The 25,575-nt window shown below is 46.1% G+C and carries 8 protein-coding genes; 1 reads left to right on the top strand and 7 read right to left on the bottom strand.

The features are described from left to right. Positions 1-109 precede the first annotated feature (109 nt). The 6 genes from Q0954_RS24135 to Q0954_RS24110 all read right to left on the bottom strand — a co-directional run bounded on the left by Q0954_RS24135 (position 110) and on the right by Q0954_RS24110 (position 22,748). Positions 110-1,750 carry a hypothetical protein gene (locus Q0954_RS24135; protein WP_299461295.1) on the bottom strand — a complete coding sequence of 547 codons (1,641 nt, stop codon included), beginning with the start codon at positions 1,748-1,750 and terminating at the stop codon, positions 110-112. Positions 1,751-2,087: 337 nt separating this feature from the next. Further along, a complete protein-coding gene (locus tag Q0954_RS24130; RefSeq protein WP_299461294.1) occupies positions 2,088-2,333 on the bottom strand; it encodes a hypothetical protein in 246 nt (81 codons plus the stop codon). Between the two features lie 211 nt (positions 2,334-2,544). Continuing rightward, positions 2,545-11,817, bottom strand: a complete 9,273-nt coding sequence (locus tag Q0954_RS24125) for a LamG-like jellyroll fold domain-containing protein (RefSeq protein WP_299461292.1) — start codon at positions 11,815-11,817, stop codon at positions 2,545-2,547. Positions 11,818-12,154: 337 nt separating this feature from the next. Beyond that, positions 12,155-19,690: a SpvB/TcaC N-terminal domain-containing protein gene (locus Q0954_RS24120; protein WP_299461290.1), complete on the bottom strand. Its 7,536-nt coding sequence runs from the start codon at positions 19,688-19,690 to the stop codon at positions 12,155-12,157. Positions 19,691-19,791: 101 nt separating this feature from the next. After that, positions 19,792-20,373: a hypothetical protein gene (locus Q0954_RS24115; RefSeq protein ID WP_299461288.1), complete on the bottom strand. Its 582-nt coding sequence runs from the start codon at positions 20,371-20,373 to the stop codon at positions 19,792-19,794. Positions 20,374-20,960: 587 nt separating this feature from the next. Next, positions 20,961-22,748, bottom strand: a complete 1,788-nt coding sequence (locus Q0954_RS24110; RefSeq protein ID WP_299461286.1) for a hypothetical protein — start codon at positions 22,746-22,748, stop codon at positions 20,961-20,963. Positions 22,749-22,786: 38 nt separating this feature from the next. Between Q0954_RS24110 and Q0954_RS24105 the strand changes: the two genes are divergently transcribed. Further along, positions 22,787-22,993 carry a hypothetical protein gene (locus Q0954_RS24105; protein ID WP_299461284.1) on the top strand — a complete coding sequence of 69 codons (207 nt, stop codon included), beginning with the start codon at positions 22,787-22,789 and terminating at the stop codon, positions 22,991-22,993. Positions 22,994-23,776: 783 nt separating this feature from the next. Here Q0954_RS24105 and Q0954_RS24100 read toward each other — a convergent pair. Continuing rightward, complete coding sequence (locus tag Q0954_RS24100) at positions 23,777-24,964, bottom strand: hypothetical protein (RefSeq protein WP_299461282.1); 1,188 nt, start codon at positions 24,962-24,964, stop codon at positions 23,777-23,779. Positions 24,965-25,575: the final 611 nt, after the last annotated feature.

Below are 25,575 nucleotides of genomic sequence, written 5' to 3'. Positions count from 1 at the left end.
GACTTTTTTTAGTTTTATTTTTCTTTAATGACATTGTTTGTTGACTTTGAATGGTCAACCTATATTAGGCACGCACAGCTTGTAGCTTGTGGCTCATACCTTGCTACTTTTAAGCATTCTTCGAAATAGCAATCACACTTGCCATAATGTGGGCACAAGGTCCCTGGCGCAGTTTGTTGCGACGGAAAAAACTACAGCCACATTCAGCATATTTGATGCGTCCATCCAGGTCTAAATGAATGGTAGGTTTGTAAAAGTTTTTGCCCTGTACGCCCACCCTGTATTCGGTCAAGCCACCGTCTAATCGCTCAGAACGCATAATTTCTACATTGCCATCTTTTACCAGCGAAACCGCGTATTTCAAACGTTCGTCTTCCTCGTTTTCAGTAAGTTTAATGTCTTGCTGTAGCAATTGACGCCAGCGGTAAGTGCCCGTGAGGTGGTCATACATTGCCTGCCCGTTTTTGGCAAGTTCTTGTAGAGCAAAAGTAGCGTTGCTACGGTCTATGCCCATAAGGTCTGCCACCTCTTGAGGGGTAGTGGCTAGTTTTTGAATCAATACCTGTTCTACTTTTTTAATGTCAATATTTTTGGTATTTCCGGTGGACGCCAGCAAATCAAAATTTCCTTTTTTTGCCCAGTCGTTCGAAGTCCAACCCGACAAACCCAAGTCAAAGCGGTGCCCATCCATTTCTACTGTCCAATAAGAAGGCATACCTGTACCCAATAGTTTTACCTCTACCTTGTCGGAATAAGGAAGAAGCTCCTTAAGCACAAACAAACGACGACGCCCCCACAAACGTACTTCTCCTTCGTGGCTACCATTATATACATGGGTATCTTCTACCTCGACGCCCCAAGGGTCAATTATAATTTTTGTTTTTTCGCCTTTTTTGAGCATAAACCGAAGCGAACGAGGGCTTTCTCTTTCTTTCTTGCGTTCCAGCTCCAATAAAATTTTGGCAACCGTTTGCGAGTGAAGCGTCACCATAATACCGTCGAGCGTAGATGCCGACTGTACCTGCAAAAAACCACGTACCCAGCTTTCGGGCAAATCAATTTTTTTCTCTACTGTGCCCCCCGCCGAAGTAGCAAGCTCTACTTTCTCGAAGGCTACTTTGAGCCACGCCGGGCGGTAGCTTCGTACCCGGTAAATCTCATCGGCAAGCGCTTGGCTAAAGTCTATGTTGGTAGTGCCGTAGTCTGTGTCTCCTATAGTTTCCAATAGTTTAGAAGGCACCGAAATACGTCCATAACTTGACTCGTCCAACGAGAAGGCTTCAAAAATAACCGCATCGGGGTGCACGCTTATTACTGGGTCGAGCACCATCCACTTGTCACGGTCATGCTTATAGAGCCAATCATAGTACTGACGGCGGGCTTTGTATACCACGCTTTGGGTTTTACTTATTTCTTTGCGAAGAGCAGTTTTTTTGGCCTTGAGCTTTTCGCGCTCTTCCAGCTTTTTCACTTTTTTGGCTTCTACCCCTTTTAGGTGTTGGGGCAACTCTTCGAGGTAGCGTTCTGCTACCCACTCCTGGTAAGCGGTATGGTCTTTTTGGGCGGGGCGCCAATCGCCTTTGACTACCTCTCGCAGGGCAAGCATGAGGCGGGCATACGCCAAACTGTTTTTGATGACTGCATTGATAGACACTGGCTTGCGGGACATTTCGGCCGAAAAGTTGAACTTCATCCCCTCCGAGTCTACCTGCGAAGAACTGGGGCGGGCATAAGATTGGGTTACTTGCATTGGTTTTGTTTTAGTTAAAGTAAGGTATTCCTGGTGTTGGAATGATGTTTTAAATATAATATAAAAAAAATGTTATGGTAGCATCGCAGCAAAGTCAATATTTAAATAATATTTTTTGATAAATATTTGACAAGGATACCTTGCCATGGGTGGTTCTCTAAATCGGTGGCTCAAGCAAAAAAGCATGCCTCGCCAGGTACCAGCATTACGACTAAAACAAATCGTTTTAAGTATGACTACTTGTTCCTCCTGTTTTTTGGACTAAAAAACAGGATTTCAAATAATGCTGGATAGTATTTGCCTGGCAAGGCAGCACAATCACTTATTTTACCCCAGGCTATTTGAGCTTGGGGGTACTCGCCACGTCAGGTGGTTTTGTGGGTGGCTGGGCGGTATTCCTGGCAAAGAAAAACGCAATCATCAAGCTCTCCAGCTCGATGAGGCGCGGAATAGTCGCCGTAATAATTTCTTTGTTTGCCTGAGGTACTGAGATAAACAACAGTAAAATAATGATGGCAAACAGCAACAAGGCAAAGGTGCCCGCAAAAGACAACCTCCCCAGGTTTTCTAGTTTTTTTCCCATGATATTAAATGTGTTGATAGTGTAAAAGAATATGATTTGGTTGTAAACATAGTTGGTTCAATAAACAATAGTTCACGCAACGGCTGTCGACCGTCGGCTGAATGCTGTGGATTATTGATAAAACAACATAGCAAATAAAACCCGACATGAACGCATGTCGGGTTTTGGTAAGCTTTGTTATGAACAAAAGTTTGTCACTTAATTAAAATGGTTATTCTGGAGCAGAGCCACCCCCTGGTAAAGCCGTATAACGAATGGTTACAATTACATCGGTCAGCTTATCCAACTTTCCTGAGCCGTTTTGTTGCAATGCTGGATTAGTATCGACAGGAACTTCCAGTTTCCAAGTAGATGCTGCTCCGGTACCTTCAAAAGGTAGGTAACGAGGATCGTTAAAGTTGACCTCAAACATACCCGTATCGTTCAAGCCTTGCGACAAAGCCATTTGTTGATTGGCTCGATAATCGGTAGCCTTACTACCATCGGGCAAATGCAAAGTATTGCTCTGTTGGGTCAAAGTAGCATGGACGGTTTGGTAAGCCCCCAACACCGCTGGGAACGACAGAGACACGCTCTTGATTTGACGGAAAGTATGATTTCTATAATCCTTGTCAAAGTCGTCTTTGGTCAGTTCAAAGGTTACCTCTCCGTTGCTCTTCAAAACTTCTAATGCGCTTGTGGTTGCTTCTGGGGTGTTGTTCCCCTTGGGCATTAAATCCTTAAGAGCCACATGCTTTATAATCTCAAACTTACGCTTGTGCTGTTTGGTGTAAGCATTTTCCATGCGTTGCAAGGCAAGTTGTAGCCCCTCGCCCGACATCAACCCGTGGTAGAGGTTGTTCCAGTAACCTGGCTGGATGTAGCTTTGGTTGCTGCCCAGTTCAAACTGCAACGCTTTTTGGGCGGTGGTGCAAAGCTCATACGCCAACTGATACGCCTGGAAATACAAGGCCGAAGCCTTGCCAATCATCCACTGGTAAAGCTGCTGGTTGGTAAACTTAGACTTCATAAAGGTTTCTACCTTTTGCTCCTGCTCCAGGTTTTTCTGCAAAATCACCAATTCTTGCTGCGCTATGCGTTGCTGGGTTTGTGCCGCTTCTATTTGCGCGTTTATCTGATCAATTTCATCTTGTGCCAAGGTTTGCTGGAGGTTCCAGTCTTCGCTTCGGCGGTCAAAGCCTGCTATCATTCCTGCCAATCCAGCCGAGGTTTGTGTAATGCCTGTTGCTGCCTGCAAAGCACGAGCACCAGCTTCTACACCACGACCAGGGTGTGACCCACCGTCAGCAAAACCAAAGATCGTAGGAATTTCATAGACAAAGGCACTTACTCCAATAACAACTTCTGCCGCTGCCTGAGTAACCAATGAAGTGCTTTCCAGCGTTATTTGTGATATTTCACCAGCAGACAATCCACCATTGATCAATGAAGTGTAATGGTTCAAACGATTGGTGGCACTTTGCAAGTTTGCCTGTAATGCCTCCAAACTTTGCCCTGCCTGGTCTATTTGTTCTTGACGAGACACCTCCGTCAGCGACAAAATATTTTGTTGGTGGGTGTTGCTCAGCAACGAAAGCCCCTCGGCATCGTTTTTCTCAAGCACTGCCAACAGCGACTGCCCCAGTTGCACCACCATTTGGGCGGCTTCTTTGGCTTTGGAGGCAAGGTACTCAAAACGATAGTAAGGAAACGCTACACTCAAGCCTGTCAATGCTTCTTGTAGGCTTCCACCTTGTGCCACTGCCTTTACCAACTCCAGAGGGTTAATGGGTGGTTGGAAAAGTTCTAATTTCTGTGGTACTCCATCAATGTTGAGCGCGTGGCGAATGTTATACACACGCTGCTCTACTGTATTCCAATAAGCCATAAACTGCTCATTTTCAGGCAAACAGAAATAACCGCCATCTATAGAACTGTGATGAACATCTGGTACTGAGCTGGTATTAATGGTTCCTTGCTTTTGCTCCAATACTACCATAAACTGGGTCAGTAAACCACTAGATATATTTCCTTGCTGAATATCATTCAAGGTAGGAGCTATAGATTCGGTACATTTTCCTTTATCCCGTGGTTTATTACCCAATATATCATAGGCCTCTACATACAACATGGTAGCTTCTTGAATAGATTCAATGCTGTACTCCCTAAACAAATTGTCTCCCCACTGTATCAGGTTATCAATGTAATGCATGACCACTGCTTTTTGGTAGGCAATGGGGCGAAGTCGGGCAATGGCATGTGGATCAAAAGGATCGTCATGGTATACCTGCAATTGTTGAGGATTACTAAAATCTTCTACAATTTCTTGTTGCCAGGAATGGCTAAGTTCTGCCTGTAGAGTATGATTGTGGCTGGTTCGTAGCCCCAAAAATCTCCAGTACTTATCTTTAGGGTTTTCGTGTGGCAACAAATCCCATTGTTCCTTGGGCACACTTGGGTCAAAAATATATTTTAGCCATTTTTGGGCGGCATCAAATTGCTTTTGACTCGCCAATTTTTTAGAAATCAGCAAAGGGGCATGGAAAAACACCTCCCAATAATAAACCCCCGTGGCGCCAAAAAAGTCCAAGCCACCAACTGCATATCCTTTGGCATCGTTCTGATATGTATACGCTGGTTCGTTGATTTTTTGAGTATCCAAAGACAGCAACTTCGGAATACCTCCCTCAAAAAGATGATTACTTAAAACCGAGACTACCTCAATGGTAGTCGTCAATTTAAGAGGATTCGAAGGATGAATATCTGTCAATAGCACATAGGCACCATTCATTGGCATTACTACCCAATCCTTTTTATAGCTAAAGGTATGCACTGCATTTTTGACCTGTAGCGCCACATCTCTCGCCCCATTGGACTTATTCCAAGAATCCCTAAAATAACCGTCAAGTAAAAGTCTAAAGTTTGCCTCAATAAGGTCATCATAATTATCATCAAACAACAAACTTTCTACATCAATATGGTTTCGAACAATGCCCTGAAGTTTTATGGTTTCTGATCTTGCCTTGGCGGCAGCATCCTTTGTTTGCTGAGTAAGATTTTTGGCTTGCTCAGCAAGTACCCTGAGCCTATCAGTATCTACCTGAAATTTTGCATTTGGATTTTGAATAGCCTCAATAATTGCATTGTATGCTTCATTTACCTTCACCAGTGAATCGTTGGCAACGTATTCGGCAAACTCAGCAGCATTGGCAACGGTAGCCATGAACCCAATCACATCATCGTACTCAAATTCAAAGAAAAGAACTTTTTTGCGCCACTTAAGAGGAGTTCTGTATAGTTCATGACAAGCACTGGCAGTTGCATTGTGCATTCTATCTATGGCTACAGTAATGTTCCTGGCTGCTTCCTGCAGGTTTTGCCCAAGTGCCGATGGTTTGATCTTAAGGCTGGCGTTTACTTCATACCATGTGTCATTATAATGTACATCAATTTCGGACGCACTGCCATACAAAATCACATCGGTATATTTAGAATCTTGCAAAATCTCCGCTTTGCTTATTGCCTGATCACCTGCTGATACAATTTCAATGGGGTCGCCCAATTGATGGGGGGCTACCCAATTAAGATTATGTTCCTGATAACTACAATGGATTGTTGCTTCATACCCCTTCTTGGAGTCACTGCCACCAGTGCTGGAGCTTTGCTTAATTTCTACCCAAAAAATAAACCACTTGCCAAAAGCAAAAATTGGCGAAACCTTGCCTGCTGGCTTTAAATGAGTCTCTATAGTCAGCCAATGCTTCCACTCTACTACTGGTTGCTCTTCTTGCTTAAAGTGTTCAAACGAAGCTACCCGATAGTAATACTTAGCAGGGTCACTTTTGGTTTGTCCTATCAGACACAAATCCCTCTTAGAAGCAAGCTCAGGACGATCGGCAACGTCATACACGTGCGTATTGCTCCCCACAATGTCCAGCGTAGCTACTTCCACAAAACCATTCATGTAGTCCTTAAAAGCAGCCTCTACCGTTGTTGGGTCGGCAATATTGCCCTGCTGCAGGGCGTTCTCCAACGCCACAAACTGAGGGGTTTTATCCTTTCTTAGCTCTGGTTCGAGGTAGTTTTCAGGATACATAAATACCTCTCGGTTCGCTTGCCAAGTACGGTAGTGCTTCATCCACTCCCACAATTCATACAATTCATTATCTGCGCTTGCGGCGGCTTCCAAGTGGTTTAATACCCGATAAAGATAAAGCTGTACTGTAGAAATAGCATCCTTTACAAGAGAGGTAGGCACCTCTCCTTCTACTTCCACGTCTATCAGAAGGTATTCGTAAAGAGCTCGTTCATTTTGCAGCCCTAAAGACGGATTATGAAAATGATTCAGGTAGTGGATAACAAAAGGCACCAACGCATCTCGCTTCTCTTCATTCATTCGGTTGGTGAGCTTTGCCAGTGTCTCTGGCTGTTCTTTGTACTTTTCCTGTATGCCTGACCATAGCAAGTTAGAGACCAAGTGGCGGTTTTCGCGGGTAGTCTCCACGCCCAAAAGCCCCACAAGTTTGTCCAGTACCTCTGCCGATATAGACAGTTTATCTGCCAAAACGAAGTCATGAATCAGGTTGTATAACCACCCAAAACTATTTGCATTACTACCTCTGCCAGCCATATCCAAGGCAAGGTAACTTTCTATTTTTGGAGAGTTTATTCCCAAGATAGCCGATAACTTTTGGGGTGCTTCGCTGCTGTTGGGAGGGTTTTGTAAATACTTCACCAAGGCGTGTTCGCTGTCTTGCAGGTGTTTACTCACTTGCCCATAACGCCCAAAGGTTCGTAGGTCTTCCCAGGTAAAAAGCCGCGCACCACTTACATGTGTAGAAATATTGAAACTTTCAGGATGTTCTACAATGGTTTTGAGAACCTCAGGTGTAAGCGCAAACAAGTTTGCCACCGCAGCAAGCCGCTCCATTGTTTGTAAACGTTCAAAGGCTGTTTGGAAAGCATCATTATCGGCTTTACCTACTGCTGCATATAATTCTTGGAGCAAATGTACTGGTGTAAGGTCAGCAATGTAACGCCACTCCCGATTAAAACTAGCAAGGTTTGCCTCAAGCATAACCAACCTTGCCAACCAGGATACGCTTTGCTCTGACACGGCAAACAAACCTCCCAATAAGTGAGAAAATGGTTTTTGCTGTAGTTGATAATAGTGTCCTAGAGATGCTGCCACCACCTTAGTCAATTGATCTATGCTGGCATCATACTCATTGGGTAAAGCTCCTGTGTTGCCCTTACCCAACGTAAATTTCACTTCCTCATAAGTGAAGCTTTCTTTGAGAATCAAACCAGTTTCATCAAAATATTTAGGTTTTCCAAACTCGATTTCATCCGCCAAATCATCCCAGATAACATCTTTTATGGCAACATCCAATGCTATACTATCCGTAATTTTTGCCAGTGTTGTCCTGGTAAACAAAACGGGTTTTATGTGTTCCTGCAAATCCTTTAAGAAATTTTGAGCACTTGCTTTTTTCAGGTGATGATTATTAGATGCAGTATTGCCTTCGGCTCCCCAAAGTAGGTAGGAAAGCTCATTGATTGAAATACCTGCGCTTTTTAGCCACTCGGCGATTGGCTGAAGTTTGGTTTCCCAAAAGGTCAAAAAGGAGTTAAAGCTAGGCCAAGCATGGTATTGTGCTTCGGCTGGGCTAAAAGCTAAATTGCGTGACAAGGCACGTAACAAGAGTAAATCATCCAGCGAAACCCCAAATAAGGTTGCCAGCCTGAACAAGCTATAAAGTTGGGTCAAGTAACCACGGTTCAAATCCATTGAGGAGCCACGAGCAACCACGCCTGCCGCCTTGATGAGGTCTTCATGACTGGTTCTCAAAGCTGCTGCCAAAGAAGCTTGTATTTGCTGAGATTGTTCATCATTGGCTCCAATGTTCCACACCAAATCATAAGCCCCATTGTTATCTGCATAAACCTGTTGGTCAGCCACCTGAATGGACGGTACTTGGGCACTCTTGAATACCTGAGAGAAAAAATCGGTATTTTTGCCTGCTTTGTTGCCAAAGTCTTTCATCAGGTAAATAAAAGCCGCAGCGTCGTTCACTGTTGCCCCCTGCTTATCTCGGAGCTCTTTCATCCATAACAAGTAAGGCATCAACTGCTTCAAATCTGCCACTCCAAATGCACCGAATGAAGCCTGCAAAGCCCAGTCCAGCTCAACAAAAGAGAAACTCAAAACTTTTGCTAGCTTTATGAAGCGGTGAATATTGTCCAGGTGCCCAACTGTTAGATTTTCCAGCCGATTGTTGGTTCTGTCAATGGCTAGAATTCCAAAAGGCATTCCCCAGTTTCGACTATTGATAAAAAAACTTCCTTTTCTAAAGTATTCTTCTGGGCTAAGGTCTCCTTCTATGAGTTCCTCCAGTTCCTGATAAGACAAGCCTGTTTGTTGTAAAAAAGTAGGTATGTCGCTTAGCTTTTCCACAAGCAAAGAGTCCACGTCGGATATGAACAACTCATAATACCTGGCAACAAGCAGAGGGCTTGTTTCTACGGTCGATATGGCTTGCCAAAGGCGGCTGTCAATCCCCAGAATATTCAGGGCTTCCTGACCACTTACCAAGCGTTGGGGATACAAGCTTTTTTGCAACTTAAGCCAATCCAACCCATTGTCTTCCAAAATTGCCTTGATTTTGGCATGGGGCAGGTCAAACAACAACTGGCTTGCTACCTTGGTATTAAAAGCACCATCTACAAACTTTGGCGCATCTGCCACCTGTTGCTCAAGTACCTGATTTACAACTTCCAGTTTTGATATTTCCTGATGGGTATTTTCACAGCTCAGAGGCAAAGACGCTAAATCAGGACGGCGTGTCAGCAAACGGTTTACTGGGTTGTATAACTCCTGTATTTCGGAGGTACTTAAAGCACGGTCATAAATAAGTACATCAGATATGACCTGAGCATAGTTGTCACCCTCGCCATAACCAATCAGGAGGCGACTATCTGTAAGATTGGTGTTTATTATGCTACTACCTGCCGACTCTCCATTGACATAAAAGGTAACCTCATTTTGCCCTATAGCTACAGATTTTACGGTTACTGCTACATGTACCCAACTAAATGGGTTGATAGATTGCTCAGCAGCAGCTTCTGTTCCATTATGTATAATTATTGGCTTATTGGTGCTCGTAGATATTGCCCATCGGAAGCCGTCTTCTTTTGACTCAATCAACCTCATATCACTATGGGGAATGGTTTGATCATACTCATTATAAACCCACATGGCAAAGGTGAAATATTCTCCTTTGTGAATGATTTGCTGGCTTTGCAAATAGTCATAGCGAGTAAGAAAAGCAGATGAGTCCACCCCTAAGTGGTTACTTAGGTAATATTTTGAAATGTTGGGTGCAGAAAAGTCAAACGATAATTGTTCATCGTTCCTCACCACCAGATTGCCATGCAAGGGTAAGTCAACCAAAAGTCCATGAGAAGGCACTGCTTTTACGTATTTTTCGGTGACATGCATGAGGTCGGCAAAATAGGCTGCAGGCGATAATGCCGAACTGCAATCGTCACATTCGCAAAAACTGGTATTTCCAAATAACTCCCCAAAGTTGGGCAACCCATCTTGATTGGCAACAAACTCGCTATCATGAGTGCTTGCTGGGCTCTCCTCCAAAGATGCCCGCTCGGGAATGCTGTCTGCCATTGGCTCATCAGCCACCAAAGGCTCATCAGGAGGTAAGTTTTCAGGCACAGCAGGCGTTGGGAAAGCGTCCTGTAAGGCATTCTGGGTAGCCTGCGAAAAATTATTTACCCGGCTGCTGGCATAATGAGGTTCTGTATGTTGTTTGAGCGCTTTGAATGTATGCAGCGCCTTAGATTTTCGCACCATTGCCGACTGGTATACCAAATTAGCCTGGGTTTCGGCAGAATGCTTGCCAGGCATAAAAGCCCTTCGGTAGTCTTTAATAAACTGCGCCTTGCCCAAAGAAGCGATTTGAACCCCTGAAGCAAGCTCCTCTTCGCCCAGCAATAACATCTGAAAAGCCGACCACAACGAGAACGAAGTAACTCCAGCGGTCAGACGTAACAAACGCTGTACCGCCATAAATTCTTCAGCACTCACAAAGTTTTCTGGTATGCCTTCCAATGCCGCAAAAGCATCGACATTGCTAAAATCAAACCCCTTAAGAAAGTTGACCAATGAGCCATAGTTCGCAATCAAGGCCTGGTTGCTTTTTGCCAATATGGCAAACACACCACTATCAAGGGCACTTACTGAGTCGATGTGCATGGCATCGGCAATGGCTGCTTCGGTCAAAGCTTTGGCATGTAGGCGAAAATGCAACAATTGCCCCACAAAATTAGCCTCGCTCCCTTTGCCTAGCCAGGCGGCTTGGGTGCTTGCTACGGCGGCATTGCCTGCCAGTGGGCTTTGTCCTTCGGCTACTCCATTGAGTCTCCAACTGAGGGTTTGGTGGCTAAAGTCACGCACCAAAGCCACGTGGTTCCAATGATGGGCCACCAAGGGGCGGTCGGTTTTCAAAGTTTCGGTAAAGCTGGCATTGCCATTAGTAGATGTCAGGTTGTAAGTCAGGTAACCGTTTTCATCCAACGTAATGGCTTCTGTTCCTTCGTTGAGGGCGTTGGTATAAAGGCTTTGTGCGGTGCCCAACTCCATAGGCTTTATAAAAAAGCTCATCGTTTGGTCTCCCGCAATTTGCAAAGTATCGGCGTTGCCCAAGTCTATGTAATCGTCGGCGTTGCCCGCAAACCCCAAAGCATTGCCCCACAATTCGTCTTCCTGACGGGTAACCGTGCCTGAGGCAGTCATGGCATGTTGGTGTACTGAGTGGTCTTGGGGCGCGCCCGAATCGGCATCGGCTACCAAATACAAGCGTTGCCCCCCGTCGTAACCATCGGCAATGGCATCTGCCGAGAGCACCCGATCGTATAGCTTCAGACCTTTCATTTTGCCCTGAAAATTAACACCAGAGGCATTGCCAGAAAGACGCCCCCCAAGCACCAATTGAGGATGAGCAGGCACCGAACCGGGTACCGAACCATTATGCGCCTTGCTATCTACTTCTTTGCCATTGAGGTAGACTTTGATGGTGGTGGTGTCAGAGGTGAGTACCACCTGATGCCATTTGCCTATCGAGGTTTCGTCATCAGACATTTGCCAAAACCAAGGAGGGCTGACGGCATAGTCGAGCCTGGCTTGTACCAGACTCACCGCGTATATATTGGGCTTATCCAGTAAAATTTGCCTGTCGGTAAACCGGTCAGGGTTAAACCAAAACGAAAAACTCATGGGCACTTCCTGTAGGTTGCCCACGTTGCCCAGGTCAATGAACCCCTGGGGGCTGCCATCAAACTGGAGGCAATTGCCCACAATGGGGTCGCGTGCTTCAGCAACCCCACTGCCTACGGTAGCGGCTTCTAGTGGGGTACCGTCTTGGTGTACCCCCGTTACTTTACCGTCAGCAAGCTTGTCTAACGGTATACTTAATAAAAAATCATTCATTATGTTGATGGTTTAAATATTCAATTTTGTTTCGCAAAAGGCATAGGTAGCCCAGGGCACCTGCGCGCCTTTTTGTTTTTTCGCATTTTTGAGAAAAAAATCTACTAAGGAACATTTCAATGCCTCAGGCAACAATCACCGTTGCCCGAAGATTGGTTTTGAAATGGGTTTGTATGGTTTTAAAATACGTCAAGCTTTTTAAAATCTACCTGACTCGTTTACAAATGTCGTTTTTGCAAAACGAGCCAAGTTGAAAATGGTACATCCTTGGTTTATCGGGGCTTGCCCTTATATTTAGGTCTAGGTTGCGCTTTGCTGGGCTTAGACCTGAGGAGGGTTACTTTTGCCCAGAATTGAGAAAAAAAGTAGCCTTTCCTTCTGGAACCTTTTTAGTTTTAGATACAGTGGCCTCCCATCCTTTACTTTTGTTTTTACTATTAAATGCAGCCACCCTTCGAGTTTTTTCTTCTGGTGATAAATCTTTAAAAAGCTTGATTTTTAGAGACCCGCCTGCTTTTTTTGTTTTGTAGTATCCCTTTAATTCATGAGGTCCAAGTTCATTCGTCAGTGGGTTCAACTCAAATTTCCCTTCGAATGATCTACCCCATACTTCCCAAGTATGCTGTTTACCTTCTCCATCTCCTCCTATTGCCTCTACTGCTAACACTCTGTAGGGATTTTGATCGTCATCGGTTTTTTGCACCCCAGTAACAACCAGAAAATGATTTTTAAGATGCAGCAACACTGGTCTATTATTTTGCACCTCAGAAAGCATTTCCGCATAAAACCCCTGAGGGCTCATTGTATTGGGTGTTTTTTGTACTTCATCTCCCAGTAGACCCTTTTTACGAAGAAAGTCTAACGGTTTTCCTGGTTTTTTATTTTGTATATCAACACCGTTATCTTCTTTTATATCACCCACTGAGGCTTTGTGCCCAGAATCATCGCTATTGTAATAATTATATATAACTGCCAATGCAACAGCCCAACAAGAACGATTCTCTCTCCAGTAATATTCTTCTTTTCTGGTTCTTGCTCTATCTTCATTAGCAATAGTATGTTCCTCTAATACTTGTGACTGAGTTTGAGCTTCATGTGTAGGTGCTTCCAGACTATCTGGTTCATCAACGTGAGCGTTAGCCTGCCAATCGGAAAAATTAAAAGGCATCATCCCCCCCACATCCACCAAAGTCACGGGGTTGCCACTTACAAAAGCGTAGAGATTTAAGCCGTCTACCGTGCCCGCCGGGTCGGGGCAGAGCCAGCGGCCCAGCCAAGTGCAGTAATAGCGCATGCCATAGTAATACAAGCCCGTGGTTTGGTCGCGTTCTTTGAAGCTATAGCGGTAATATTTGGTCTTTGCCTCGGTCGCGTTTTCAGCCGCCATCAGCGCCGTGCCTCCGTAGGGCAAGTACTCTTCATAAGTAATGATTTTCCCTTGGTGGTCTGCCTCCAGCGTGCTAGAGTTCAGGTGGTCTTGCAGTTGGTAGCGTTGCTGCGCCAAGGCAGGGTCGGTCGAAGCTTTTTGCCCCGCCTGGTAGCGCCAAATTGCCCCCGCTTGTTTTACCACCCGGTAGTCTTCCAGCGGGGTAAGGTTGCCCGTAGAACTGCGGTTTTTTCGGCGGCGTATTTCGTAGCCCCCTAAATAAATCGCCTCGTCTATCCAGGTTTGGTTACCGTCGTGCCGTTGCTCAAACACCTTGCGGGTACGTTGCCCGTGGGCGTTGTACTGGTAATATTCTTGGTCGTTGGGCGCGCCGTTGTTTCGTTTTACCAACACCACACTGTCTATATTGTTGCGCTCGTTCCAGGCAATGCCCTGAGTGCCCTCCAGGGTAAGCAAGTTGCCGTGAGCATCTTCGGTATAGGCATAGCTGTCGCTCCCCAACTGGCTGTGGGCAAGTTGGTTGCTGCCCGTTTTTATACCAAAAGTACGGGTGTAACTACTGCCCGCCGCCGTGCCCATGTGTTGGCATTGGCTCAGGTTGCCCCCCGCGTCGTACTGGTACTTTTCGGTGTAGCGTTGTAACGCATTGCCATTGCTCAGCGGTTGGCTCAAGGGTTGGTAGCTACTGCCCGAACGTCCAAACAGCCCTTCCTGAAAACCCTTGAACCTGCCCGTGTGTTCGCGCCCCGTGGCTTCTATCAAACGATAAAGGCTGTCGTGGGTGTAGGCACTGTCGGGGCTTACAGCTTGCCCGTTAAAGTAAGTCGTGTTTACGTGGTGGCGGCTTACCGCGGTTACATTGCCCACGGGGTCGTAGGTGTAGCCCAAGTCTTGCAATACTTTATTGTCGCTGTGGCGCACCGATTTTACCCGAAGCAAGCGAAAAGTAGTAGGCTCGTACAGGTGCTCCGTATGCACTCCATTGCCTGCCGTGGTTTGGGTTTGTTGCCCCCGCGCATTGTAACGCATATCGGCAAACGACACCGCTGCTTTGTAGGCATCATCCGTATCCTGGTAAAGGGTTTGGGTGCTTGCCAGTTGCCCCGTCAAGTAATAAGTCATCACTTGGACGTTACCGTCTGGGTCAATACTTTGGGTGAGCTCGCCTGCGGCATTGTGGACGCTAAACGTGGTAAAACGCTCAGTTTCCAGCCCAGTGATGCTGCCAGTGTCCAGCTGTTGTATTTGGTTAGGCACCCAGCGTCCTGCGTTCACATCTGCCACTATCGAGTCAAAACTACTACTGCTCCAGTCGGGGCGGCGTTGGTAGTCTTCGGTCAGTATTTGCAAATTTGCGAGTGCTTGCTGGTCAATCCCATAAAAAGGACTGGCACTCAGCCCCGACTGGTCGAGGGTGGCAACGGCTTGCCCCAACAGGTTCCACTTTTTCAGGTTTGCCAGTTGGTTGGCATCCTTGCCCTTGGTGTCGGCATACCAAGCCTTCACCGTGGTAATGGGGTGGGCATAGCTCAAATTGGCATCGCCGCCCTGCACTGTGGTCGTCGTAGGGCGGTGCAGCACGTCATACGCTATGCGGTTAACAAATCCTCGGCTATTCAGGGCATAAAAAGGCTTGCCCACCACATTGGTCAACGCCTGGCTGGTGCCTGCATCTACCGACACCGTGTATATTGTCTGGTTGGTCAGGCTATAGACATGGCTAAAGTTATGCCCTGCCGGAGTTGCCCCAAACAAGCGCTGGTCGGTTTCGGTGAGGGCATTGCCCCTGATGTCGCGCTGGGTATAATTGGCATTGCGTTCCTCTTCTTTAGGCACATTGATCTGCTCGGTTTGCACCACCTTGCCCAGGCTATCGTGATACGCCAGGTGAGGCGTGTTTATGGCATACTCCAGTTGGGCCTGAGCCGCTGGCGTAAGCGTGGCATAATAGGGCGAAGCTGCTACCGCATCGTTGGCATCAAATTGCAGCGCGTTCCAGGGCGAAGGCACCAACTTGCCCGGTAAGCCCTTGTACAGCAAGTCGGCAAGGTAGCCCTGCGGCGCGTCTGGTGTGCCCGCCTGCAAATAGCCAAACAAGGGCTTGGTGAGGTAATGGGTTACGTTGTTGCTGCCATCGCCCGCGGTGGCAGGGCTCAGGGTGGCTAGGTTGCGTCCCAAGGCATCGTAATACAACACACTAGATACCCCAGTTTTGTTCAACGCCTCCACATCGAGGTAGGCAAAAGTATTAGAGAAAAACGGCTCATACTTTTTAATCGCCTTGCCCTTGTTGTTGTAGCGGGTGGCACCAGTAGTCATCCACTGGCTATTTGCCGAAGCTACAGTTACTATGCCGCTGTCAGCATCCCATTCCCGGCAAATAGTATCGGGTTGGTTGTTCAGCGCCTTTGCCTGTAGGGTGCGCCCAAAACCATCGCTGTAATGCACCATTTGCGCAATAGCCTGTGGTTGTTGTCCCGCATTGCGCTGGTGGGTATATTCTTTGGCGTTCAAATGCACCGTGCACACAGGTTGTTGTCCGTTTTGCCACGCCAGCACATCGTACCAAAAAAAGGTAGCCGCATTTTGCAAATAGCGGGTGGCATTGTTCAACACCTCGGCTATGCTGGCGGGTTCGCTTTGTGGGTTGTACAAGCTCAAATCGTCAAACCCTATAGTTTCATTGCCTTCAGCGCCGTAGTGGGTGCTCACCACCACCATGCCCAGCGGGTCGAGCCGTACTTCGGAGACGTTGTCGTTGGCATCCTTCATTTTGGTGGGGTGCAAAAAGCGATAGTCAACCGTTTCTGCCTGCACCACATTTTCCAACGGGTCGGTTACTTGCACCTTTAGCAGGTGATAAGGATCGTAGCCGTAGGTGGTTTTGTGGGGGTCGTTGGTTTGCCAGCCCTCATAACGCAAAGCATCGTATACATAGGCGGGCAAATAAAACCCAGCCGCGCCCCCATAGCCCTGAAAGTTGCCCGGATTCCAATAACACTTGCTTACCGCGTCATACACATAGCCCGATGCCGAGTGGTCTAGCTCAGTTTTGATGGCAGCATTGGGCAATTGCTCCTCCAAGAAGTCAACCTGTGCCACGCGGCAAGGCAACAAGGGCAAGGCAATGTGGTTAAATGCTAACTCTTTCTCTTCGGCAGCATCAAAATAATAATGGCGTTCTCTATGTTGCAAATCTGCGCTTTGCCCAGCAAACTTTGGTTGCTTGGTGGCGGCATTGTACACCTCCTCCAGGGTAAAATAATTACCTGCTTTAGTAGGCAGGTTGGTCACCTCGTAGGTTTTGCTCTCTATAGGCACCGATAGCAAAAAGTTGTCGGTACTGGTTTGGTGGGCAAAGGTATGTTGCTCATAAGTAAAGCGTATTTGGCTTTGCTGCGCCGAGGTTTGGTCGGCAATGCTGTACAAAAGTTTGCCCTCTGCCGTTTTTTGTTCGGTAGGTATTGCCCTGCGCCCGTACGCAATGCTACAGTTTTGCAATACCGCGCCGTACTCATCCAGCTCCAACACCATTTCGTGGGTGCAGTGTGGGTCGTGGGGGTTGCGCTCGTAGTTGCAAGCCATTGTTTCGAGACTGTGGGTAAAAAATACCGCGTATTTGTGGCTACCCACTGGTTGCAGTTCTTTTACCCGCATGCGGGTTTGTTGCACGCTGTAGGGGTTTGGCTGCCATTGGGTGCCGTCTTTGCCATATACTTCGGTACGCATCACAGCGCCCGCAATAGACACATGCGCCTGACGAATCAACTCCTTGTCAAGGTCAGCGTTGTCGGGGTCAGCATTGTCCAAAAACACAAAATCGGTATCGGGCATTGCCAATGCCTGAGGGTCGCCCTTCCAGTATTCTTTGCTTTCGTATTGCTTCAGCAAATCTTCTTCGGTGTGGCTATAAGCCCCCGTATGGTGCCAGGTTTTGGTAAAAGCAGGCGGGGTATGCAAGGCTTTTGCTTCCAGACTTAGCCCCGCATCAAAGTCTTCGATGGTTTCGGCATTTTGGCTATCTACCCGCCCAAAACCCTTAAATTCTTGTTCTTCGCCGTCGTAATAGCCATGATGATAGGCATGTTGTTCTTTGACGGTTACTTTCGAGATCAAATCGTGGTGAGTCACTTCTGCCACCACCTGCACGGGAAAAGGCAAACAAGTAATCCAGGGCAGATCGGCAGCTTTGTCTTGCAAATAATAGTCTACCGAACTTCGGTAACTTATCTCGGTTTCGGCACCCATGTTATTGACCACTTTGTGCAATAAGTAGGGCTTTTGTTGTTGCCCAAAATCATAGTACCAATGGCTTGGGTGAGGAAAATCCTGCGACTTACTCAACACCAAACTGGTGGTACCACGGGCAAACAAATCGGCAAAACTGATATGGTCCATGTCCGAAAACTGCAAGCCAGTGGGCAATGCCAGTTCCTCCGCGGCGGCCCAGGCATTACCGCTTTGGTTAAGGTAATACACCAAACGGTCGCTTTGCACATAGAGCAGGTCTTTGCTGCCCGAACCATCCAAGTCGGCAAAGTGCAAGCGACTGGTGTCGAAGTCGTCGCCCAAATCAGGGCAATTACTCATAGTAATTTTTTGCCCAAACCGCCCATACCCCAAGCTCGGCCAGTAGCAAATTTCGTTTTGGCGTACCCGCACCACGTCAGGCGTACCACTGCCCGAAATGTCCATGAGGGTAGTAAACTCCTGCCCTGATTTCTCAAATTTGGGAGGCAAATCATTGCCCGCATTGTCGGCAAAATAAGCATTGGCAAATCCCTGCGCTTTAGTCGATGGATATACCCTTACTTGGTTGCCGTCGAGCCACATCAGGTCGGCAAGCCCTTTGCCCGTCAAGTCGCCAAACTCCTGAAAAGCCTGGGCATAGTCTGTCGGCACTCCGTCAAAACTTTGGTAAGCCTGCCAGCCATCGCTGCAATTGGCTTCATAAAAACCCTTGAGAGCTTCTGAAACAATCACCAGGTCTAGTTTTCCCGTACCCGTTATATTGCGCAAAGCTACTCCCGCTTCGTTGAGGTTGGTCAAAGGAAAAGAGTCTACTGGCTGAGGCGCCGCATAAGATAATTGATGGCGCGCCGCAGGCACTTGCAAGTCGGTGCCTTGCGGGTCGTAGCTGGTTTGATTGCCCGAAGCAGGCGTCAAGACAGGGGCTTGGTAATAAGCCCCGTGGTTGGCTTCGTACAAAATACCCGCAATGCCTTCGCTGTGCAGGTCTACAAATTGGTAAGGGGCATTGCTCATACCCGGCAAGGGGCAGCCATCTTCGCCCAAAATTTCGGTAAAGCTTCCAGTAGCTGGGGTAAACTCCTGGTAGTGGAGTTCCAGCGGAGGCAATGCCTTGTAGTCATACACCTCATGCGTGGCATCATAGGCAAAACCCGTTTCGGTTACTTCTACCAAATGGCTCAACTTGGTCAGCGCATCGGCTTGGTACTGGTATTGGGTAGCCTTCACCAGCACTGGTTCCGAAGTGCCCAACTCATGGGCAAAGCGGTGAAAACACATAGTGCCCAAACACCTGCGCAAAGTGCGTACTTCAAAACCCGCCCGGTACATAGAAAAAGGGTCGGGGCGATAAGCCCAAGCCTGCACAGGAGCATAAGGGTTGGTGTTCACGTCTGTCATTATGCCCGTGAGGTCATATTCACCGTAGTCAAACACCAGCTCAAAGTGCCAGTCGGCGGGAGTGTTTACTGCCGCGTGATTGGTCAAAATCATGGAGTCTGCCACCGATTCTTTGTAGCCATACCTTACAAATTGCAAGTATTTTTGGGCAGCAAGGCTTCGATGCTGCTCATATGTCGCCTGAGCGGGTACATTTTCGCTGTTTTCGGTCTTGTAAAAAAACAATTGGTGGTCGCCTTTGGCATTGTAACTTTCCTCGGGCAGCCATTCAAATATTTTGACCTTTGTGGCATCAGAAGTATCGGCAATGGTGGCTTCCAAACGCTTACCAAAAATGCTGATGGTGTGGTCGGGGTAAGTAATTTTCCAAAAAGAATGTACTGCTTGGGTTTCTTGACCACTGGCAGGTTGCCATTGCTCTATCAGCGCAAAGCTGCCCTCGGTGCGCAAATAATATTCTTGCACCGAGTAGGTAAGCCCATTGAGCGTGGCTTCACGTTTTTTGCCATCAAGGGGCACCAGGTCTTGCCCCCCGTATACAAAGGTGTCGGTGTTGTTGTACTGGGGCAATCCTTTAGACGTTTTGCGGGCAATGCCAGCAACCACAGAGCCCCAGCCCATGCCAAAACAACCATTGCCATTGCCCGAACTATAGCCCAAGTTGAGCTGGGGGGCAAAATCGCGGCAAGGACTGGCATATACAGGCAACGACAGGCTGGAGGTGCCAGTAAACCCATCAGCGGCAAACTTCTCGCTGATGCCTTCTATAGCCCCCCCTCCTTTGGGCAAGTCCAACGACTGCACTTGTATTTTCGAGTGTTGATTTTCTTGAGTCATAACTATTGTTCTTGAAGCAATTACCATTGAACAAGCCCTACCTCTGTGTTTTGTGGCGTAGCTTGCGCAGGTGGCAATATTGCAAGTGTATTGTATGGGGTTTAGTCAACAAGGTCATTACCTGCCCCCTCCGCCTCTTCATACTTCCCTCGGCGCTGGCGCAGCTCCTCTAGCTCTAGCGTTCCCTCGTTGTTTACAGCATGCACCAAGTTGTTAAACAAAGGCAACAAATGGCGCGTGGCTTCTTGAATGCCTTCGGCAAAAGGCAAAGAGTACATATATACTCTTGAGGCAAATTTTATAATCTGTGCTGCTTCGTGGTCAAACTCAATGGTTTCTTTCAGGCAGGCATATAGTTTATCTTCAGTGCTTAACTTGGCCCATACCAGGTTGCGGCTACCCAATAGCTCTCTAAAATGGCGGTAGGTCAGCTGGGTACCCAGGTTTATCCAGTATTTGGCGCGCTGGCTGGCTTCGTCTTGGCGGTCCAGCGACTTTGCCAATTGTCGGGTAGCTACCTCATAGCGGCGGCTTATTTCGCTTTGGGCAAGTTCTAGCTGGGTAGTTTCCAGCATTTTGCCATGTAGCAACTTATCCAAAACACTGGCTTCAGTATCTATGCTCAACAGCGATTGCGTGGGAGCAGTCGCTTTCTTTCTCAGGTTAATCAATGTATTAATCATTTTCTCTTCTGTTATTTTAAAATAATGGTTGTTAGTCAATGAATTGCCCCATACTTTAGCAGGCTGTGGGCATAGCAGACCCGTGCTGTGACCGAGCATTGCCCAACCACAGCAGGAAAAACTTATCCTTGAAAAAGAAGAGATTTGGTGCGCTTTCGCAAAAAACAATTAACTTGCGGGCTGTCAAGCAATACCCTATGATGAAGCAAGTACTGCAATACTGCTCTTTCATTTTGATAGGTTTGCTTTTCAAATCACTCTAAAGTGTTTTTAAAATCGGGGTTCCAATCCAATCATTAAATACACTTGATTACATTTTCAGTAATAAGAAGCCAAAGGTCTGCAAACCTCTGGCTTTTTTTTGTTGACACGTCCACCAAATGATGAAAGCATCTGTTCACACAATACAAGCTAAAGCCAACAACTTGTAGAAGCTATCGACTATGGACTAAATACTGCATACTCCATGTTTTAAATATTACGCCTCCGTCAGAGTTCGCAAGCAAAGGAAGGGGTGATTTTTTGGGAAAGCAAATATCAGTAAAACCCCGAGGTTTTTATCGGGGTTTTTACCAAAGTTTTTTTGGCTAGGAGGCTTTTTTCGGGCTTTTCGTGATCATCAAACCCTTAGAGACTGGTTTAATTTCGGTCAGTTTCATCAGAAACTCCTCAAACTCTACCGTGCTCGTGTAGCCAAATTTTTGCGCCAATATGTTCTTCGCGCTCTTGATGCCCGCCTTGGTGTAGCCCAACAGCTTTACAATAAAATCGTTGTCAACGCCATGCTTTTTTGCCACCAGCAAAAAAATCAAACGCAAGTGCTTAGGTTGGGTAATCACTATCTGGCGTTGCTCTATTTCGCGCATCAAGTTGGCAGCAAAATAAGGATAAGCCGTGGCAATGTGGGTCATGAGCTCGTCGCAACCCCTCAGCTCCTTGAGCTTGCGCTCTACCATTGCCTGTATCCAACGGGGCGCATCGTCGTGTCGGTTCAGCGAGTCTTCTATCTCATACAAAGTAGACACCCGCATTTCGGCTTTGGCAAGCTCTGCCATCAGTTCTATTTGCTGGTGGGCGTCGAGCCTCATCAAGTTGTCTTCCAATAGGTGTTTTTCTTCTTGCAGCTCGTTCTTGGTGTGTTCAAGCGTATGCAAATGGGTCTGAAAACGCACCTTTTGGGCGTCGAGCTTTTGGCTTGCCTTGGCTTTGTGGTGAGCAGCCCTTTGGCGGTAGCGCTTTAGTTGGTACCTCAACACCAACCAAAACAACAGCACTAGCCCAATAACCCCTATAGCCGCCAACATAGTCAGGCAGTCCATGCGGTTTTGCAAAGCTTGCCCTTGGTCTATGCCACTTTTGGCAAGCCGCTCGTACCGATGCTTGAGGGTATTGCCAAAGCGGGCAAAAAACGCCTTGTCTTGCCTTAGTAACTCAGGGTTTTGGTTAACCATCGCAAGCAAGCTGTCTGCCTTTTTATAATAGGTATAAGCTTCGGCGTGTTGGCGTAGCTGTTGCAAAATAGTTGCCTTGTAGCTCAAAGCCTCCATCTGGGTGGGCAAATGCTTGTGTTGGATTGCCAAACTACTGTCTACATAGCGTAAGGCTTTTTCGGGACTTTTTTGTAAATCATAAATATTTGCTAACTTTGCATAGCTGTTGGCAATCGCACTCGTCATTTTTTTAGGCTCATTTTGTTTCCTAATCTCAATGGCTTGCCGATGCAAATCAACGGCTTTACGCAATTTCTCCTGTACTTGAGCGACTGTTCCACGCTCTTTCAAATATTCACTCCATACAAAATACATTTGGGCATAGTCCCAAAAAATACCAGCAATCTGGTTTTTATAAAGTTGGCTTATTTTTTCAAACTTTAACTTCAAAGCCTTGTCATAATACTGCCCAGCAGCCTCAAATTTATTGGTGTTCCTGAGTATGTTCGCCTTTACATTATACACGTGCAATTTGTCATCATTGCTTAGTGTATAGGTCAAGAGCAAGTCAAGGGTAGATTTAGCCAAGTGATACTTGCGTTTTTCTAAGTAAATATTAGCAAGCGAGGTATACACCTTTTTTTGGTAGGCAACATCGGCATGCTCCAGGCATTGCTTGTAATAAGCCACTGCTTGGTTGAGCTGTTGGTTGTTTTTTGCCATATAGCCCATCAAGTAATACAAATAAGCTTTGCGCGCCTTGGTATGGGCAAGGTTTAGCCCCTTTTGGGCATAATGCAGCGCACTATCGGGCTGACTCACGTGCAATTGCTTGGCTTTGGAGGCATAAAAACTGTAATCAAGATTTTGGGCTTGCGGTGTTACCAAGGTGCCCAATAAAATACTCCAGATAATAATATAAATATTCGTTTTGCAGGGTTCCATAATTTTTTTCTAATTCATTATTAACCTTTTATTTAATTATGTTAAATCAAAAGAAGAAAAAACGATTTGAGTCTTTCAAGACAAGCACCATTCGTACCGAAGAAATGTTATACGTGAAGGGAGGAATTTGCTGTGGAAGTGGTGACCCTCCTCCAGGCGATCCTCCTCCAGCTTTGGCATACCCTGGCGATGGCGAGCAAGAGCCCAAGTCAGGCGATGATAATAATTGTGCTTGGAAAGGTTAAAAAAAACTTTGACTAAGTCAAGGCACTCTGCAAAACGCGGAGTGCTTTTTTTATACCTTGTGGTCTATGCTTTAGTAAAACTACAAAAATAACCTACGTCCATTTGGCTAACCTCTTAGCGTCATGCTTCTTGAAAAAATATGTCCATAGCTTCGGCTATGCAAAGATTAGCTTCGCAGAGCTCGGCACAGTAAAAACTGTAGCCTCGGTTTTTTCAATCGCCTGACTACAAGATATTACACCAAAGTTGGAGCATCTTATTTTTTCCGTTTTACTTAGTAATATTTGCCTTGTGGTTCAATGTTTTTTTCGACTATTGATTATGATTGGTGAATAAACCCAAGGAACCAGTGGCTCCTTTTATCTGCGATTATCTGGCAAATTGCTAGCTGTATCATGTCTTATATAGATTGTTGATGATGTAGTGTAATATATTTAGCAATAGCAGGCAGTAGTCGCAAAGTGGTTATGATGTTACATAGTTTTCCCCCTTGCGGGGTAGGCAAACGGATGAACGACTCGCCCAAAGACAAGCGTGTGGATGACTGTTTTCATGTTTGTTTTTTTTAAATGTTAAAATTGAATTTGTTGGCATAGCCTAAAACCACCGATAAGTTTAACGACCCTACAAGTAATATCCAAAAAGGTGGTATAAGTGGTCGTTTTTTTGGCGTAAGTGGTCAAATCTCCCCTCATCTGACCAAAAAAATCCACCATGTATGGAGGGGTACATGGTGGATGGGTGGTTGTTTTTTGTGCAGCAATAAGCTCCAAACAATACCATTAGGCTTCTTCAGTAGCTGGAGGAGATGAACCTTCAGCACCTTCGCTCTGAAAATCGACAACCTCTACCTGATTGCCTGATACTAGAAATACTTGGGCTGGTTTTGTTTCCCCTTTTTTCGTATTGATCTTTTGATCTCTGATAGCTTGCTTTAAAGCTTCTATTTCCTCGTCATCTTTTCTAATAGGTAAATTAACAACTACAGAAATTTTAGGTGGATTGTTGGGCGCATCGTTTGTATATTTTCTGACTTTTTCTGCAACTTTATTCAGAATATCTTGAGTCTCACCATTTTTCGAGGATACCACATCCCCAATGCCTATGTACTCTGATGTAAAAGGGTTAATGAGAAAGTAATCAGGGGTGCTTTCGCTCAACAAAGGATGACCTTTGCCGCCAGGAAAGAATTGGATTCCAGTCTGATTTTGTATCACTCGGGCGTTTATCAACTCCTGCATTATGTCCCAACTATTTGTTTTAAACTTCCTACCTTGCTTCGAACGCCCATCAAGAGAAAAGTTGCTTTTTGGATTATTTAGGTAGTCTATGAACTCTTGAATATCTTGTTCTTTATCCACTCCATTCTTAAATTGAGCCTTACTTACTTCATCCCATTGTTGTCTACGCCAAGCTCTATCAAACTCACGTTTATGAAACTCCTTAAATACCTCATTATATGCTTGGTCGATAGCTTTTTGTTTGGATACTTCATCACCATCACCTGTCAAAATTTCAATCACAAGTGCATTTACTTGATCAAACATTCCATTTTCTTCTCTCTGTAGAGCTGCTAATTCATTTTTTTTTCTTAGCTCATCAAGCTCGTCTCGCTCCCTTTTCTCTTCTTTTCTTATTCGCTCCCTGTCTTTGACTTCTAACTTTTCCTGTCCACCAGAAGAAGATTCCAACTCTTCTATTTCTCGTTTTTTACGAGATTCAAGCCGCCCCAACCCCCGCCTGTCCAACAATTCTTCTCTTCTTGTTTCATCCCGTCCTTTCGTTTCTTGAGAGGCGACCCTCTCCTGTTGTAGCCTTTGTAAATTCTCTCTGGCATCAGCGTCTATCTTTTGTTTCTTTTCCCGTTTTTCAGCTTTTGTTTCAATCCTAGAGAATTGAGCATGTGGATCTTGTTCTCCTCTTCTTTCGCGTCTTGCGAGTTGTGTTCCAGTTGGTTTTCCTTTTCCCATAATTTTAAAAATCTTAAAAAATACATTTGTTTAACCATTGGGCATCCCTCAAAGTATTTAGTCGCACTTGTCGGGTAAGTTGCCCAATGATGAATCCCTCTTGGTTGCTGGTGTCTTCACCAGCAACCAAGAGGGAGTAATTTCTTCCCCACGTTTTTACTCTAAACTTGGCACTAAAATATCAAACTAAGCTCACCTAAAAACCACCCTTAAGTTTGAACTCCACCACCGTTGCTTGTGTCTCCACAAGCAACCTAAAGACCAAGAGCCCGCGTACCGATAGCGAAGAATGTGCATCGTGTTGATCGGACTGAAGCCTTAAGACCAACACAGGAGGCGTTTTTTTTGAGTTGGTTGAACTATAGATAAAATAGCCCTATATTGAATAAAGGGGCACTTTTTTTAATTTTGAACAGCCTACCTGATAAAAAACCACCCTTAAGTTTGAACTCCACCGCCGTTGCTTGTGTCTCCACAAGCAACCTAAAGACCAAGAGCCCGCGTACCGATAGTGAAGAATGTGCATTGTGTTGGTCGGACTGAAGCCTTAAGACCAACACAGGAGGCGTTTTTTTTGAGTTGGTTGAACTATAGATAAAATAGCCCTATAT

Origin of the sequence: uncultured Microscilla sp., from assembly GCF_947493425.1 — a bacterium.
In the GTDB taxonomy this organism is placed as follows: Bacteria; Bacteroidota; Bacteroidia; order Cytophagales; family Microscillaceae; genus Microscilla.
Note: the sequence above shows the minus strand (reverse complement) of the source record. Positions and strands in the feature narration are given on the sequence as shown.

Excerpts from the sequence above, each read along its gene's own strand:
- Q0954_RS24135 (WP_299461295.1), bottom strand. The coding sequence starts at position 1,750 with ATGCAAGTAACCCAATCTTATGCCCGCCCCAGTTCTTCGCAGGTAGAC.
- Q0954_RS24130 (WP_299461294.1), bottom strand. The coding sequence starts at position 2,333 with ATGGGAAAAAAACTAGAAAACCTGGGGAGGTTGTCTTTTGCGGGCACC.
- Q0954_RS24125 (WP_299461292.1), bottom strand. The coding sequence starts at position 11,817 with ATGAATGATTTTTTATTAAGTATACCGTTAGACAAGCTTGCTGACGGT.
- Q0954_RS24120 (WP_299461290.1), bottom strand. The coding sequence starts at position 19,690 with ATGACTCAAGAAAATCAACACTCGAAAATACAAGTGCAGTCGTTGGAC.
- Q0954_RS24115 (WP_299461288.1), bottom strand. The coding sequence starts at position 20,373 with ATGATTAATACATTGATTAACCTGAGAAAGAAAGCGACTGCTCCCACG.
- Q0954_RS24110 (WP_299461286.1), bottom strand. The coding sequence starts at position 22,748 with ATGGAACCCTGCAAAACGAATATTTATATTATTATCTGGAGTATTTTA.
- Q0954_RS24105 (WP_299461284.1), top strand. The coding sequence starts at position 22,787 with ATGTTAAATCAAAAGAAGAAAAAACGATTTGAGTCTTTCAAGACAAGC.
- Q0954_RS24100 (WP_299461282.1), bottom strand. The coding sequence starts at position 24,964 with ATGGGAAAAGGAAAACCAACTGGAACACAACTCGCAAGACGCGAAAGA.